Source organism: Streptomyces capillispiralis (assembly GCF_007829875.1).
Lineage (GTDB): Bacteria > Actinomycetota > Actinomycetes > Streptomycetales > Streptomycetaceae > Streptomyces > Streptomyces capillispiralis.
In genome coordinates this window covers 7235299-7250404 of record NZ_VIWV01000001.1, presented here as the reverse complement: position 1 = coordinate 7250404, position 15106 = coordinate 7235299, and the positions used below count along the sequence as shown (strand labels likewise).

At 70.0% G+C, this 15106-nt stretch carries 15 protein-coding genes; 11 read left to right on the top strand and 4 right to left on the bottom strand.

The annotated features are described in order from the left end of the window. Positions 1 to 13 precede the first annotated feature (13 nt). From FHX78_RS31950 to FHX78_RS31925, 6 genes are all read left to right on the top strand, one after another. The gene (locus FHX78_RS31950) at positions 14 to 1153 is read left to right on the top strand and encodes an NUDIX hydrolase (protein WP_145870847.1); all 1140 of its coding nucleotides are present in this window, start codon (positions 14 to 16) and stop codon (positions 1151 to 1153) included. A 57-nt stretch (positions 1154 to 1210) separates the two neighbouring features. Beyond that, positions 1211 to 2701, top strand: a complete 1491-nt coding sequence (locus FHX78_RS31945) for an NUDIX domain-containing protein (RefSeq protein ID WP_145870846.1) — start codon at positions 1211 to 1213, stop codon at positions 2699 to 2701. A gap of 324 nt (positions 2702 to 3025) precedes the next feature. After that, positions 3026 to 3853: an NUDIX domain-containing protein gene (locus FHX78_RS31940; protein WP_055493683.1), complete on the top strand. Its 828-nt coding sequence runs from the start codon at positions 3026 to 3028 to the stop codon at positions 3851 to 3853. Positions 3854 to 3882: 29 nt separating this feature from the next. After that, positions 3883 to 5082 (top strand): bifunctional class I SAM-dependent methyltransferase/NUDIX hydrolase, encoded by a 1200-nt coding sequence (locus FHX78_RS31935; protein ID WP_145870845.1) that lies wholly within the window; start codon positions 3883 to 3885, stop codon positions 5080 to 5082. Positions 5083 to 5157: 75 nt separating this feature from the next. Further along, positions 5158 to 5793 carry a M15 family metallopeptidase gene (locus tag FHX78_RS31930; RefSeq protein WP_145872249.1) on the top strand — a complete coding sequence of 212 codons (636 nt, stop codon included), beginning with the start codon at positions 5158 to 5160 and terminating at the stop codon, positions 5791 to 5793. 39 nt (positions 5794 to 5832) lie between these two features. Next, the gene (locus tag FHX78_RS31925) at positions 5833 to 6351 is read left to right on the top strand and encodes a P-loop nucleotide/nucleoside kinase family protein (protein ID WP_145870844.1); all 519 of its coding nucleotides are present in this window, start codon (positions 5833 to 5835) and stop codon (positions 6349 to 6351) included. Here the strand turns inward: FHX78_RS31925 and FHX78_RS31920 are convergent. Genes FHX78_RS31920 through FHX78_RS31905 form a run of 4 tightly spaced genes read right to left on the bottom strand, consistent with a single transcriptional unit; the run spans position 6329 to position 9997 of the window. Then, positions 6329 to 7777 (bottom strand): amidase family protein, encoded by a 1449-nt coding sequence (locus FHX78_RS31920; protein ID WP_145870843.1) that lies wholly within the window; start codon positions 7775 to 7777, stop codon positions 6329 to 6331. The two genes, FHX78_RS31925 and FHX78_RS31920, sit on opposite strands and share 23 nt — an antisense overlap. Beyond that, entirely contained in the window at positions 7774 to 8982 is a 1209-nt protein-coding gene (locus FHX78_RS31915) for an MAB_1171c family putative transporter (protein ID WP_145870842.1), read from the bottom strand. The genes FHX78_RS31920 and FHX78_RS31915 overlap by 4 nt, the downstream gene beginning before the upstream one ends. Then, complete coding sequence (locus FHX78_RS37710; protein WP_229924140.1) at positions 8979 to 9491, bottom strand: hypothetical protein; 513 nt, start codon at positions 9489 to 9491, stop codon at positions 8979 to 8981. The genes FHX78_RS31915 and FHX78_RS37710 overlap by 4 nt, the downstream gene beginning before the upstream one ends. Before the next feature lie 35 nt (positions 9492 to 9526). Further along, positions 9527 to 9997, bottom strand: coding sequence for an XRE family transcriptional regulator (locus FHX78_RS31905; protein ID WP_229924139.1), 471 nt, complete (start codon positions 9995 to 9997; stop codon positions 9527 to 9529). 849 nt (positions 9998 to 10846) lie between these two features. Here FHX78_RS31905 and FHX78_RS31900 point away from each other — a divergent pair. The 5 genes from FHX78_RS31900 to FHX78_RS31880 all read left to right on the top strand — a co-directional run bounded on the left by FHX78_RS31900 (position 10847) and on the right by FHX78_RS31880 (position 15101). Beyond that, positions 10847 to 11734, top strand: a complete 888-nt coding sequence (locus FHX78_RS31900) for a helix-turn-helix domain-containing protein (RefSeq protein WP_145870841.1) — start codon at positions 10847 to 10849, stop codon at positions 11732 to 11734. A gap of 2 nt (positions 11735 to 11736) precedes the next feature. Further along, entirely contained in the window at positions 11737 to 12453 is a 717-nt protein-coding gene (locus FHX78_RS31895) for a zinc finger domain-containing protein (RefSeq protein ID WP_145870840.1), read from the top strand. 154 nt (positions 12454 to 12607) lie between these two features. Beyond that, positions 12608 to 13249 carry a WhiB family transcriptional regulator gene (locus tag FHX78_RS31890; protein WP_145870839.1) on the top strand — a complete coding sequence of 214 codons (642 nt, stop codon included), beginning with the start codon at positions 12608 to 12610 and terminating at the stop codon, positions 13247 to 13249. Next, complete coding sequence (locus FHX78_RS31885; RefSeq protein WP_145870838.1) at positions 13246 to 14913, top strand: ICP22 family protein; 1668 nt, start codon at positions 13246 to 13248, stop codon at positions 14911 to 14913. Before FHX78_RS31890 ends, FHX78_RS31885 begins: the two co-directional genes overlap by 4 nt. Next, positions 14910 to 15101 carry a hypothetical protein gene (locus FHX78_RS31880; RefSeq protein WP_093724892.1) on the top strand — a complete coding sequence of 64 codons (192 nt, stop codon included), beginning with the start codon at positions 14910 to 14912 and terminating at the stop codon, positions 15099 to 15101. Before FHX78_RS31885 ends, FHX78_RS31880 begins: the two co-directional genes overlap by 4 nt. The last annotated feature ends 5 nt before the right edge of the window (positions 15102 to 15106 follow it).

The window sequence follows — 15106 nt, the reverse complement described above, 5'->3', positions numbered from 1 at the left end:
AAGGCACCGCCAAGTGACCACTCCCGTCTCAGGTTCGGATGACGTCGCACCGCGTGCCGCCCTGTCCGCAGGGCAGCACGCCGTCCCCCGGCACACGGTGTGGGTCGGCGCCGCCGCGCTCGTCACTGACCAAGTCGGCCGCGTCCTGCTCGTTCACCCCACCTACCGCGAGGACGGCCGGTGGCTGCTGCCCGGAGGAGTCGTCGAACCCGGCGAACACCCGCACGTCGCCTGCCGGCGCGAGATCACCGAGGAGCTCGGCCTGACGAGCCTGCCCCTGTCGGGCGTGCTCGCCGTCCACTCCCTCTCCCCGCACCACCCGGACAGCCAGCACAGCACGCGTTTCCCCGGAGAGATCCGGTTCGTTTTCGATGGCGGAACGCTCACTCCTGACCAGGCGGAGGCCATCCGCCTCCCGCGCGAGGAGCTGTCCGAGTACGCCTTCCTGGAGACCCGGGACGCGGTGCAGCGGCTGCGCCGCGTGGACGGGCAGATCATGCTCGCGGCCTACCGTGCACGGCTCGGGAACACAGCCACCGCTCACCTCGCGGACGGCCGGCACATCCTCGACGTCCCGGTACTGGACCGCCATGACGTGCACGTTTGCTACCGGCCTCTGTGGGAGAGCCCCTTCAACCGCGACCCCGTCCCGGAACGGCTCCCCGTGCAGCAAGCCTGGGCGTGGTGCTTCGTCCCCGACGGCCGGGTCGTCCTCTTGGCCGACCCCGGCCCGCGAGGCGCGCTGCCGATGCTGCCAGGCGGCACGGTGGAGAAGACCGACGCGACTCCCGAGGACACCCTCCACCGGGAAGCCGCCGAGGAAGCGCAGCTCGCTCTGACTGACCCGGTGCGACTGGGCTGGGTGCTGGACGAAACCGGTGAGGTCTACGGCGGGGTGGGGCCCAACGCCCGGCTCCGCTTGGCCGCCCGGGTCACCGCCGTCGGGCCGGCGGCCGTCGACCCTGCCACCGGCCACCCCTTCGCACGCCTGCTCGCCTCCCCCGCCCAAGCAGCCGCCCTGCTCGGATGGGGGCCGCCCGGAGCGCGGCAAGCCCTGCTTGCCGCTGAGACGGCCCGGGAGCGGTGGGGTCTGCCTGCCGCTCGGCCCGCTGCCATCGAGGAGATCCCTGCTGAGGGGATGCGGCTGAGCTGACACGAACGACTACCCCGTCTCCATTTGTCCCGCTTCACGCTCCTCTGAGGTAGCCGAATGCCGCTGTCACCCGACCACATCCGCACCACCGTCGAGACCTACCTCGCTCGCCACCCTCACGAACGCGCGCAGCTCGGCGGCATCCTGGGCGCCCTCGACCGTCCCACCGATATCGCCAGCCGCTCCACCTTCACCGGACACGTCACCTGCGGCGCGATCGTCGTCGATCCGCTCGGCCGCGTCCTGCACGTGCTGCACCTGGCGAGCGGCAAAGTCCTCGCTCCCGGCGGACACACCGAGCCCGAGGACGAGTCTCTGGCAGGGGCGGCTCTTCGGGAGCTGCACGAGGAGACGGGGATTCCGCCCCAGGCCGTGGCACCGTGGCCCGGCTACGAGACTGTCCCGTTCGACATCGACATACACGACATCGACGCCCACCCGGGCAAGGGGGAACCCGGCCACCGGCACTTCGACCTCCGGTTCCTCTTCCGCCTGCAGACCGCGGCAGAGGTGCCGCTGGTGCTGCAGGAAGAAGAGGTCGGCGGCATCGAATGGCGTCCCGCGGACAGAGTGGCCTCCCCCTCCCTGCGCCAGAAGCTGCTCAAGCTCCCGCCCGGAACCGGACCGGCGACCGCCAACGCCTCGGCCCTGATCTACAACGACCGTGGCGAGTACCTGCTCCACCTGCGCGACTACTTCCCCGGCCGGATCTGGGAGCCGGGGATGTGGTCACTGCTGGGTGGTGGCCGAGAGCCCCAGGACGCCACCCTGGAGCACACTGTGCGGCGCGAACTGGCCGAGGAAGCCGACCTCCACATCGCCGACCTGACCCCGTTCGGCATCGAGGAAGCAACCGACGACGCCGGCGTGACCGTACCCATCGCCATCTACGCCGGCCGCTGGAACGGTGACCCCCGCGAACTCCACCTGACGGAAGGGGTGATGCTGGCCTGGTTCGCCCCCGACGACCTCCACCGCCTCCGCATCGCAGACACCACCAGCGCCCTCGTACGGCGCCACGCCGCCAGCCGCCCGGCCGGCGCATCCCGCACCACGTCGCAGAGCGGGCCCGCATCGCACGAGGGGCGCCGCCCGGCCGCTCCGCACGGCACGGTTCCCAACATCATCGGCGTTCACCTCTACCTGGAACGGCCTGACGGGACGGTGCTGCTCGGGCTGCGCCACCCCGATTCCAACTTCGCGCCTTCCACCTGGCACGTCCTGGCCGGCCACTGCGAGCAGGAGTGCGCCATTACCTGCCTGATCAGAGAGGCTTGGGAGGAGGCCGGTCTGCGCATCGAACGACAGGACGTCGAACTCGTCCACGTCGTCCACCACATCGACCGGGCCGGGGGCCGGCCCCGCATGGGCCTGTTCTTCCGCGCTCGGACCTGGGGCGGCGAGCCGGAACTACGCGAGCCGGACAAGTGCACCCAGTGGAAGTTCTGGGATCCGGCCGCCCTCCCCGAGGACCTCGTCCCCTATACCAGGGTCGCCATCGAAGGCATCCGGGCCGGCCGCTCCTACTCCGAAACGGGCTGGGTGTGAACATGGCCGCTTCCATGCACCCGGACCTCCCGCCCGAGGAAGTGCGGCAGCTCGCCGAAACAAGCAGTGGGCTACATCGCCAGCTGGTCGGACACCTCCGCGGCCCGCGAGAGCAGCCGGGTGTGACGGGCCGACGGAGCAGGGGGCGGGACATGGTCCACCCTGAAGATTCCGTCACGGAGCAACCCCCGTTCACCTTCCATGAGCCGCTGAACGCAACGAACCACACCGTATCTATCGGAGGCATGTGTGCCAGACGACACCCAACAGGCGATCCCAGCCGTCCCGAGTCCGGCGGCCAGAGAGGAACGGCAAGAGCACCACATGCGCCTGCTCCCGCGGTACTACCGCCTAGTGGAAGCAGGCCGCAAGACGATCGAAGTGAGGGTGGCCACCCCGCGGAAGCGCGCCGTTGCCGTCGGCGACACGGTCGTCTTCCACGACCGCGACACCGGCCGGGAGCTCGACGTCATCGTGCAGCGGATCACCCCGTACCCCTCCTTCGAGGATCTGCTCAGTTCAGAGGACCCCGCGCGCATCGACCCGAACGGGCCGCCCGGAGAACTGCTCGCCAACCTGCGAAGCATCTACCCGCCAGCCAAGGAGGGCCTCGGCGTCCTCGCCTTCGCATTCGACCACCGCCCTGCACGGCCAGGCCGACCGATGCCGATGACGCCCGCGCAGTACGCGCACACCGTCCCCCACCACACGGTGTACGGCTGCCTGTACATCCGCGACGAACACGACCGGCCGGTTCAACTGCGCTCGGTCTACGGCTCGCGCCTCTGGCAGTTCCCGGGCGGCAACCTGGACGCCCAAGGAGAGGACCCGCTGCAAACCGCTCGCCGCGAAGCAGTCGAAGAGACCGGCCTCGAACTGGGCCTGGATACGCCGAAGCTTCTCCTCACGCACTTCCTGCACGCCGGGCCCCGCCTGCCGCTGAACAAGGTAGGGCTCATCTTCGACGGAGGGCGGCTGACCGCAGAGCAGCTCGGTCGGATCCGACTCGATCCCGCCGAGCACGACATGTGGGCCGTGCACGACCTCGCCACCTGGCAGGGACTGATGGCGCCGCGCGCCTTCGCCCGCCTCGACGCCATCGAACAGGCCCGTCGTGGCGAGGGCCCCGCCTACCTCACCACGCACACCTGATCCCCAGCGCACCCACCCAGGAGGCAATCGTGGCCGCCGAGGACACCAACACACGGGCCTGGCATATGTATGGGCAGCGACAACTGGCTCGCGCCTACACCCCGCCCGTCCCCGACCAGCTCACCTGGACGCCTTGGGAAGGGGTCGGACCGGGAGCAGAAGTCCTCGGTGACGTCACCGGCCGCCGCGTCCTGGACATCGGTTCGGGAGCTGGCCACCACGCCGTCCATCTCGCCCAGGCGCACGGAGCCCGCGTCACCGGAATCGAGCTGTCCCCGACCCAGCACGAACGCGCCATCTCCGCCCACACGAACGTGGAGGGCGTGGAGTTCGTCCAAGGAGACGTGGCCGAGTACCTGGCTGGCACCGCGCCGTTCGACGCCGCATACGCGATCGGGACGCTCGGGTTCATCGATCCGCACCGCTCCCTGCCCGCGCTGCGCGACGGACTGCGCCCCGGTGCCCCTCTGATCCTCTCGCTCCTCCACACCGACTTGCACGGCCGCGGCCCGTCCACGGAGGTGGCGCCGCGCGAGCAGATGATCCTGCTGCGCGACGATCCGCCCCTGCCGACGCAGATGTGGGTCCTGTCACCGCAGCTTTGGGAGGACCTGCTCACCGAGTACGGCTTCCGCGTCGAGGCCATCGACCTGCTGCCTCACCCCGACGAGGGCGCCACGGTTATCCAGCAGCTCATCCACGCCCGGCGCCTTCCCGACCGGCCGGCGCGAGTCTCCAGCCGGCCCCGCAGCACCCGAGCGCCAGCAGCCCACGCAGCCGTCGGCGTCGGAGCGATCCTGCTGAGCGAACAGGGCATTCTGCTGGGCCGACACCGACGCGGCACCCTCGAACTGCCCGGTGGGAGTGTGGAGGCCGGGGAATCCTTCGAGGACGCGGTGATCCGAGAACTCGGCGAGGAAACCGGTCTGGTCGCTCGGACCGGCGACGTCCAGCTCCTGGGCACGCTGGTCGACCACGTCGAAGGTGTCCTGCGGGTCACCGTCGGCGCACTCGTCCACGCCTGGCAGGGGCAGCCGACCACGCAGCCGGACGAAAGCGTCGGCGAGTGGGCTTGGCACCCGCTCGATCAACTGCCCGACGGCCTGTTCGTGTGCAGCGCCCAGATCCTCACCGCATGGCGGCCCGACCTGGCCATCGACCACTCGCCAGCGCACTTCACGCATTTCGCATCCGGACCAGCGGCCACGCCTGGCGACGGCCTGGCCTGACCGTCGACACCGACGTACGCCTGTCGCGCCGCTCCTCTTTTAGCGTCGAAGGAGACGTAGTTGAAGATCGTGCTGATGTCCGACCCTCGGGTCGCCGCCATCCCTGTCCAGGAATGCGGCGAGGAACTCATCGACACACGGGCGTCCGGCCTGTTTCTCGTCGATCAACGCAAGCAGGACCCCGGCGGCCACTTCGCGCACCTGCGGCACGGGCTCATCGAGCGCCTGGAACACGCCCAGCGACTGCTTCCCACTGAGTTCCGCCTGCTCGTCGTCGAGGGGTACCGGCCTCCGGCGCTCCAGCGGGCGTACTTCGAGGAGTACGCGACCAAGCTGCGTCGCGGAAACCCCGACTGGAGCGACAGCCGCGTCCACGAGGCCGCAAGCCGCTACGTCTCCCCGCCGGAGATCGCGCCGCACAGCGCCGGCGCGGCCGTCGACCTGACCCTCGCCGCCCCGGACGGCCAGGAGGTGGACATGGGGACGAGGATGAACGCCTCCCCAGAGGAAAGCGACGGCGCCTGTTACACCCACGCGAACTCGATCATCGGCGCCGCCCGGGCCCATCGCGACACGCTCTGCCGCGTCATGTCAGCCGCCGGTTTTGTGAACTATCCAACGGAGTGGTGGCATTTCAGCTACGGAGACCGATACTGGGCCCTCCACACCGGCCAGGCAGCCGCCGTCTACGGACCACGCGACCGCACGTAAGCAGCAGCTATCAGCAGTACCGCGAGGGAGCGCGACATCGTGAGCAAGCCGACCGCCGTCCTGCTCATCGGGATCACCGGCTCCGGCAAGACGCACCTTGCACAGGCCCTCGCCGCGATGGGCCTTGTCCGCCTCAGCGTTGACGAGGAGGTCCACCGCCTCCACGGCCGGTATGGGGTCGACTACCCCGAGCACGGGTATTTCGAGCGCGAGGCTCCTGCGGTCGAGACCGTACGTGCGCAGCTCACGGAGCACCTGCGCGCGGGCCGTGCCGTCGTCCTCGACCACGGCCTGTGGCGTCGTTCCGATCGCGAGGAATGGAAGAAGACAGTCCAGGCCGCGGGCGGACTCCCGCTGCTCGTCTACCTGCCAGCCTCCAGGGAGGAGCTCCTGCGACGCCTCGCCGCGCGCAACCAGCGCAAGGACGCCAATGCCTTGAACGTGACTCCCGAAGCCTTGGACGACTTCTTCGCTCGGTTCGAACCGCCTACCGACGATGAAGGTGCCGTCATCACCTGCAACGGCGACGCAGAGGTCATCCGCTCCATGATCCGATGACGCCCGCGGCCGTCCCGCCGAGCAGAGGCGCCAGGTGCTCGGCCATCACGAGCAAGGACCGCTCCGAATAGGCCGGTCCTACCAGCTGCACACCGATCGGGAGGCCATCGGCACTACGCGCAGCAGGCATGACCAGGCTGGGCAGACCGACGTGGCTGGTCAGGTTGGCCCAGCCGGTCTGGTCGAAGAAGCTCCGCTCGACGCTGTCGACCACGAGAGAGCGGCTCCCGGCTGGGATCGCCGCAGTAGGAGCGGCGGGCGTAATGAGGACGTCGTGCTGGGCGTCGGCGAAGAACCGGTGCCACGTCTGCCGGAGCCGGAGGCGCTCCTCGTTGGCGCGGAGCCAGACACGGTGTGTCTGCGTTCGGTGGCGGAGGAAGGCGGCTCGAGGGCTCGCATCGTCCGTGTGCAGGTCACGGGCAGCGGCGAGTTCAGCGGCGCCGACGTCGTCATCGGTGGCTGCGGTCGTGGTGGCGTAGAGGAGCTGCTCGAAGAGGCGCAGAGAGTCAGCGAAGCCGACCGGTCCCGTGGTGTGGCGGACACTCGCGCCGGCGGAGGTCAGCGTCCGCTCGACGGTGGCGAGAGCATCGGCGGTCTTGCGGTCGACTGGGCAGCTCGCGTCGTCGGCCCACACTTCCACGCGGAGCTGGCCGATCGGGCGTTGCGCTGTGGGCAGCGTGACGCTCCAGGGGTTGTTCTCGTCGGGTGACGGTGTCGTCAGTGCGGCGAGGAGCAGGTCGAGGTCTCGGGGGTGGCGGGCCAGGGGGCCGGGGGTGACCATGTCATTGCTGGTGATCCAGCCCGGCGGGCGAGGGACGTGGCCGCGGGCCGGGATGAGTCCCTGCGTGGGGCGCAGGCCGTAGACACCGCAGTAGTGGGCGGGGAGCCGCAGGGAGCCGGCGAGGTCGCTGCCGAGGTCGGCGGGGGTCAGACGGGCGGCGACTGCTGCGGCGGGGCCGCCGGAGGAGCCGCCGGTAGTGCGCTTGGGGTCATGCGGGTTAAGCGTGGGGCCGAACAGGACGTTGTCGGTGTGCAGGTCTTGGCAGTAGGCCGGGGTATTGGTCTTGCCCATGATGACGGCGCCTTGGTGGCGGAGCCGGGCGACTGCGTCGGCGTCGTGTGCGGGAACGTGATCGGCGAGGTCTTCGGCGCCACTGGTGGTGCGCAGGCCGGCCGTCTCGAAGCTGTCCTTGATCGTGAGGGGAAGGCCGTCGAGGATGCCGGTGCTCTCGTTGCGGGCGCGGCGTTCGTCGGCCGCGTGTGCGACGGCTCGGGCAGCGCTGTCGTCGCGGGTGACGACGGCGTTGATCTGGCTGGCGTCGATCTGCGCCAGGTGGAGGTCGAGCAGTTCGCGGCTGGAGATCTCGCGACGATCCAGGGCCTGGAGCTGGACGTGGGCGGGCTGGTGGGTGAGGTCGGTCGTCATGCAGAGACCTGCTCAAGGTGGGGGGCTCGTGCGGGCTGGCGGGGCAGGTGGCGCGCGACGTCGAGGAGAGCGTCGATGTCGTCCATGGGCCTGCTGGTCTGGCGTTCGGAGTCGGCGAACTCGGTGAGCTGGTCGGTCTCCGGGCGGGTACCGGCTGCCCGGGCGGCGATTCCGGCGAGGATCTGGTCGGCGGTGACGGCCGCGGACAGCTCTTCTCCGTGAAGCCCTCGGGCCCGGTGGCGGGCTTCGCTGGCTTCGCGGACTGCGGCATCAAGGTACTGACGGATCACGAACCGTCCATCTCTGATCTCGACTGCTCGGCGGTAGAGCCGGATCGAGATGCTGCGGAAGCGGCGCCTCTGGGCCGGGTCGACTCGGTCGATCGGCAGTGCGATCTCGGGCGCCTCGCTGTAGAACGCCAGCCACAGGGGGCGTAGGCCGTAGTAGCTGCGGTATTGCTTGATCCGGTACTGGAGGCTCTGAGCCTGATCGTTGATGGTGGGCACTAGCCAGCCGATGAGCGTGAGCATGGCGCCGACATCGCCGCAGGTCCACGCGAAGCCCTCCCACTCTGCGAGCGACGCGTTGAAGGCACCGGCGATCACGTTCCCGATGCGCACGGCGCTGTACCCGAGAGTGACGGTCGCGCCGAGGGCGACGATGCGCAGGCCGATACGGACGGACCCGCGTGTGCTGCGGTGGGCCAGGCGCCAGCAGGCACGGGCGAGGGACAGTTCACCGATGGTGTAGGCCGTGACGTACAGGGTGAGATACGCGGCGTACCAGCCATCATGCGCGTAGTACAGCGTGAAGTTGATCGGTCGCGGCGCGTTCGGCGTCAGCAGGGCGAACAGCACCAGCAGCCCTGCGATCACAGTGAAGCCTGCGGCTAGCCACTCCCGTGCCCTCCTGCGGGCAACTTCGGGGGGTGATCCCCAGTAGGTGAGGACGATCTGCTGGCAGGCGAGCAGCGCGACCACGCACCCCATCGCCAGGGGTACGGAGAGGTTCACCACGCCCAGGACATGGTCGAGGTACTGCCACATCAGTGTGATGGAGAACAGGAACGACAGCCCTGACAGCAGGAAGACGGCGGCCAGCGCGGTGAAGGCGGGGTCTCGGCGGCGGGTCGGCACGTCCCGCAGCAAGCAGAGGAAGCCGAGCGTGGCGACGACGAGGCTGATCGGGTGGAGCAGGTCCTTCACGGCCGGGCCTCCCGTCGGCGCAGCAGCGTGTGCGTGACCCGGTCCTGCACTTCGTCTCCGGAGGACTCGTCGCTGCGCAGCCACCGGTCGATGATCCGGCGCTGGATCAACGAGGCGAGGAGCTCGGTGTCCCGCTCCTCGTCCTCGTCGTACTTGGTACGGCCCAACATCATCTCGACGGTGGCCGAGCCCACGCTGGTGAAGATCGTTGAGGAGAGCGCGGACGCCGGGCGGTTCTTGTGGTGGCTGAGCAGCAGGTGGCTGAACTCGTGGGCAATGATGTGGTCCTGGTGCAGGGAGCTGGTCCGCGGGTCGTAGTACACGTGGAAGGCACTCTCCGTGACGGCGCATGCCCCGCACACGGAGGGCGCCTGCTCACGGGCCTCCAGGACCACCTTCCGTCCCGTGCGGCGTGAGACCTCGTCGCTGAGGTCGCGGATATTGGTGACGTGCGGGAGCTGCAGCTCGGCCAAGAGGTCAGGCCGGCGCAGCCTACGTGCGGACCACATTGCTTTTCCTTGATCACTTACTGAACGCGGCCGTTTTACGAGCCAGTTGAGGGTGGCAGCCCCTCGGATTTTCGTACGCTCTCGACGATTCCCAGGACGGCATCCTTTCCGTCTGCGGAAACGTCGGACAGGCGAAGGAGCACGTTTTTGATCTTCGTGTCGCGAAGCAGTGCGAGCAACTCAAGTTCCTGCACGGTCTTTTCGGCGACGGCGTCGTCGAACCAGTATGCGGGGTCCACGCCGAAAAACCCTGCTAGCGCTTCGAGGTGACGCTTCGTCGGGTTATCGCGCTGCCCGGTCCGCAGGAGCCAGAGGTACTGGGCCGACAGTTTGCCCAGCCCGCGCTTCTCCATGAGTTCGGCCACCTCGGCGTTGCTGAAGGGGCCGCGGTCGGGCGGGTGCACTGTGTCGAACAGGCGGTTTAGGCGGTCCATGAGCCCCTTGGGGCTCACCTGGCCTTCGGTCGAGTCTTTCATGATCCTTTCCTGGGTGGACTTCGTCGTCACTTCAAGCACCCTACCCCGCGATAAACGTGAGTTGACGAGCTGATCCACTGTATGGAAAGTTCTTCCTCACCAGCACGTTTCCGTGTGACGCGTACCGCCTGTTTCAGGTCGGCCTGTCCGTTTCTACCGGCAGGAGTATGCCGGGTGAGTGGCACAAGCCACATTCAGCCAGCGACATAGGTCACGTCTGGCACGCAGGATTTTATCTTCGACCGGAAAGCGCGGAGGCGGCAGTGGAAACACCCCATCCGCCTCGCATTTCCGCTGCAGGGAATAACAGACACCCGTTCCAATTCGGACACAGTGACACGCTCTCGGCGTTCGAGGCAACCGCGGCAACGGTGCGCTTCGACGCGGGGGTGCGCCCCAGGTCGCGCCGTACGGACACTTGCGGCACACGATCATCCGATGACTCTCTGCAACCAGTACAGAGTTTAAGAACCAAGTCTGGATCTTGATACGGGTCCGTGCGTATGTTCGTCGTCCCCGGGCAGCCCGCCCGCAGCGACGGACATGAGGAGAGCACGAGGACGGACCGGACCGCGAAGGTCCACAAACAGCGACGGCGCCCGGGAGCGGTAACTCACGGACGCCGAACGCTAAGCGGCATACCCACCCCGGCAAGGGCGGAGATTGCCCACCATCACCACGCTGAGTCCTTCCAAGGGGCGCGTCAGCGTGGCAACACTGCAAAGGGGAGTATCGCATGTCTCCTGCCCTGCGCAAAAGGCCCTTTCGCCTGGCCTGCGCGGCAGCCATCTCCGCCTCGGCGCCTCAGCGCCCCGAGCCGGACCGCACGTTCATGGCCCCGCCGAGCTGCGGGACCCGCCCGCTCGTCGGGAGCTGCCGATGAGCAGCGAAGCCCGCGACTGGGTGTGGGAGCACAGTTGCAGCCGGGGGACGGCGCGTCTGGTCCTGCTGTCGATCGCCGACCGGGTGGGCGACGAGCAGTGCGTCTCCTGGGCCTCCCTGTCGAGCCTGGCCAAGCGCACCCGCGCCTCCGTCTCCACGGTCCGCGAAGCCATCGACCGTCTGGTCGACGCCGGTGAGCTGGAGCAGCTCGAAGACCTCACCGGCCCGCAGCGCAGCACCGTCTACCGCCTCCCCCTCGCCGCCAAGGTCCTGGCGGAGACCGTGGACGACAAGGACCCCGACCAGACGCCGGCGGAGGGGACCGAAGCCACCCCGGCGCTCCGGATCTCGGCCCTGCGGCGCTACAACATCCGCCCGCGTGAGGTGCCGGAATCCCCTGCGAGGGCCCGGAAACCGGCAGTACCGGAATCCGGCAGGTCCGGACGGAAACCGGCACCTCGACGTGCCGGGAACCGGCACAGCGATGTACCGGAAACCGGCACACAGAACCGTAGTGAACCGGATTTGAACCGGAGGTACAGCAGTGGTGGTGCTGCCGTCCTCTCAGCTGCCGAGTGGCAGGTCGACCCAGCCACCCACACCTGGGCCCGCGAGCAGGGGCACCTCGACCGTCTGGGCGAGCAGGGCCTGCAGGCGGCCGACACGAAGTGGCGTGCCCACCGCTCCGGCTTCAAGCCGAGGTCGGCGGCTGCGTGGGCTGCCGACTGGCGTTCCTGGGTCGCCCGGGAGCACCCCCCTGGCCGCCCGAACGTCTACGCCGTGCCCGGCACGGGTCCCGGCCAGCCCGGCGGCATGACGCGGGCAGAGGCCCACACCGCCGCACTTCTCGCTGCCCTGAACGAGCCGACCGGAACGGAGCAGTAGCCGTGGACCGCCGTGAAATCGCCGCCCTGCTGGCCTACATCGGCCGACTCGACCCCCGCACCATCCGCACCGACCAGGGCGAGGCACGCGACCAGCTCGCCCAGTGGCACGAGCTGCTCGGCGACGTGCCGATGGCCACTCCGCACGGCTGGGACGCCCGCGTCGCCGCCCGACAGCACATCCGAGTCTCGCCTTACCAGATCCTGCCCGCGGACGTGGCCCGCCCCTGGGAGAGCTACCGGCGCGACCGCCTGGCCCGGCACTCCGATCCCACGCCGTCCGCCGACCCGGACGACCAAGCAGCCTGGACCGCCGAGTTGGTCGGCACCCGCCGCGCCGTCGCCGCCGGCACCGCGCAGCCCGCCCAGGCCAGAGCCATCACCAGCGGTCGCGACCGGATCGACCCGAGGCTGGAGGTGAGGCTGCGGCAGATCGGCTCCTGCATACCGCCCGCCGCCCGCGCCGCCCTCGCCCCCTACCGGCCCGCCCGCGCAGCCCGCGAGGCCGCCGTCGCGCAGGGACTGCCCGACGCCCTGAGCGTCAAGTGCGAGTGGTGCCTGGCCCAGCCCGGCGAGCCGTGTCGTCGCCGCCGGATCGGCCCCGACGACGGCGTACGCACGACCGCCCCGCGCGCCACCCCGCACCCCGGCCGCGTCGACCTCGCCGCCGCCCAGCAGACCCAGCAGAGCGAGCAGGTCCAGCAGCCCGCGCTGGCCTGACCGGCGCATCGGCGCGTGCCTCCCGGCGCACCGCCACCCCAACATCACCGTCCCGCCCCGGATGCGGCGCACGCCCGCGCGCCGTAGCCGGCACCCGACGCCGCGCCCAGCGCCCGCCCAGCCGGCCGACGCGGCAGCACATCGGAGACCACCCTTGCGTCACATCACCACCCACGACGCGCCGGCCACCGGCCTGCGCAGTATCGGAGACACCAGCTGGCACACCCAGGGAGCGTGCCACGGCATGGACGTCGAGGACGCTGACGCCGTCTTCTTCCCGCTCCCGCGGGACCACGAAGCCATAGCCGAGGCGAAGGAGCTGTGCGGCTGGTGCCCGGTACGCAGCGACTGCCTCAACTTCGCCCTGGAAAACGTTCTCAAGGAGGGCATCTGGGGTGGCCTCACCGAGGCCGAGCGGCGTCCCTGGCACGACGGACTGCACCAGCGCCTCGACTACCGACGCGTCACGTCCTTCTTCCTGGGACGCGACGTGCATCTGACCGAGGCCGAGCGGCAGGTCGTCATCGACCACGCCTACGTACGCGGCTGGCGGCCCGACCGGCTCGCCACCGCCCTGCAGATCAGCCACAAGCACGCCCGTGACCTGCTCCGGCAGGCGGCCAACAAGGTGTTCGACCGCGACCGCACCTACGGCGTGCCCCGGCCCAAGAAGAAGCGGAAGAAGACCGCCCCAGCAGCAGGCGGCCCCGCGCCCGCCGCACCCGGCACACAGCAGCCGGCAGCCCGCCCGGCAGCGTCGACTCCGGCGCACGCCTCTCTCGGAAAGGCCGCATGACCCACCCCCTCCTGTCCCTCAGCGCCGCTCCGGACCTCCCTCTCCTCCTCGCCGCCGTCGTGCCCGCCGCCGTCGTGCTGGTGCTGACCGCCTGGACGATCCGGCGCCGAAGCACGCGCCCGCAGAAACGTCTCAGCGGTCCGGCGGTCAAGGTCGCTGCCCTTGCCGCCCTCGGCTGTACTTGCTACTCCGCGGACACGAGCTGGCGGTTCGCCGCCGACTACCTCGACATGGCCGGCGCCGCCGAGCGAGCCGGCATGTTCGCCGCGGCCGAGCTGGCGCTCTTCGCGACGGCGCTGATGGCACGGCAGAACCTGGCCACCGAGGGCGCCCCCGGCCTGCCGGGCACGCTGGTCTGGGTGATCACCACAGTGCAGGTGATCCCCGCCTATGCCGAGAGCGGTCCTATCGGCGGCACGGTAAGGGCCTTCGTCGGGCCGGTCATGGCGGCGATGCTGTGGCACCTCGCGATGGGGATCGAGCTGCGCCTGCGCACCCCGGGTGCCGCCTCCCACGGACTGATCGCCGTCCTGGGGCGGGAAGCACGCGAGCGACTGCTGTCCCGCCTAGGGATCGCCGCACGCGACCGCGACGCCGCGCAGATCACCCGGGACCGGGCCACCGCCCGCGCAGTCGCCCTCGCCGCCCGCCTCGCCGAACGCACACCCGAGCAGCAACAGAGCCGAGGCGGCCGGCGGCTGACGCGGCGCCTGTCGAAGGCGGTCGGCAGGGCCTCGGTCGGGACCGACGCCCGCCAGCGCGCGCAACTGCTCGACCAGCTCGCCGCGCGCCGACACGCACTCACGCTCGCCACGGTCCCGCTTCCCTCCCCCTGGTCCCCGGCGCACACCACCTCGACGGCAGCCACGGTCCCCGCACAGCCGGCCTCGAAAGCGCCGGTCCCTGTAGACGGTTCCGACGAGTCGGTCGGGGACTGGGGACCGAGCGCTCCGAGGGGACCGGTCCCCGAAATCGCGGACTCGAAGGAGCCAGCTAGCGCGGGGACCGAGGGCGAGACCGCGGGGATCAGGGCGGGGATCGAGGCCCCAGAAGCAGGTGCGGTCCCGGGGACCGGTCGTGCCAATCCGGAAGCCTTGCAGGGGGACCCGGGAGGCGCGGGGACCGACAGAACTTCGCGAGAATCGCCTGCTCAGGGCCCGGATCCGCATCGGGGACCGAAGGACACCGACACGGGGACCGAGCCCACCGGGGACCGGGGACCGGGGACCGACACGGGGACCGAGCCCACCGAGGACCGGGGACCGGGGACCGACACGGGGACCGAGCCCACCGAGGACCGGGGACCGGGGACCGACACGGGGACCGAGCCCACCGGGGACCGGGGGCACAAGGTCCCTCTCCGCCGGAAGACGACTCCGAAGCCGCGGACGAAGACCAAGGGAAAGCGCACCCGGTCCCGCACCCCGCAGACGCAGCGTCCGCCGCGCGAGCCGGAGCAGTCGGTGGACCAGCTCGTCCAGCAGGTCCGTCCGCACGTCCCTGCCCTGCTCGAACGGGACGGCAACGAGTCCGTCACCCGGGTCCAGCTGCGAGAGATCCTCCGCCGCGAGGGCCTGAAGGGCGGCCGGAACGACCGGCTCAGCCTCGTGCTCCAGCAACTGCGGAGCGACGCCACCACTACAGCAAGGAGCACCGCCCCGTGAAGACCTGCCACCAGTTCGACGCCGTCCGTGCGGAGTACGAGCGGGAGATCGGCTTCATGCTCGCCCACTCCAAGCGGCACGAGGGCAGGCCGGCGGCGAAATCCAGCGCGAAGCAGGCTGCCTCGACGAAGCAGCGGATGGCACGGGCGCTCAGCAGCCACGTCGGTCGCTGCCCCGAGTGCGGCTGAATCTG

Excerpts from the sequence above, each read along its gene's own strand:
- FHX78_RS37710 (WP_229924140.1), bottom strand. The coding sequence starts at position 9,491 with ATGTGGTCCGCACGTAGGCTGCGCCGGCCTGACCTCTTGGCCGAGCTG.
- FHX78_RS31940 (WP_055493683.1), top strand. The coding sequence starts at position 3,026 with ATGCGCCTGCTCCCGCGGTACTACCGCCTAGTGGAAGCAGGCCGCAAG.
- FHX78_RS31885 (WP_145870838.1), top strand. The coding sequence starts at position 13,246 with ATGACCCACCCCCTCCTGTCCCTCAGCGCCGCTCCGGACCTCCCTCTC.
- FHX78_RS31930 (WP_145872249.1), top strand. The coding sequence starts at position 5,158 with ATGTCCGACCCTCGGGTCGCCGCCATCCCTGTCCAGGAATGCGGCGAG.
- FHX78_RS31900 (WP_145870841.1), top strand. The coding sequence starts at position 10,847 with ATGAGCAGCGAAGCCCGCGACTGGGTGTGGGAGCACAGTTGCAGCCGG.
- FHX78_RS31945 (WP_145870846.1), top strand. The coding sequence starts at position 1,211 with ATGCCGCTGTCACCCGACCACATCCGCACCACCGTCGAGACCTACCTC.
- FHX78_RS31920 (WP_145870843.1), bottom strand. The coding sequence starts at position 7,777 with ATGACGACCGACCTCACCCACCAGCCCGCCCACGTCCAGCTCCAGGCC.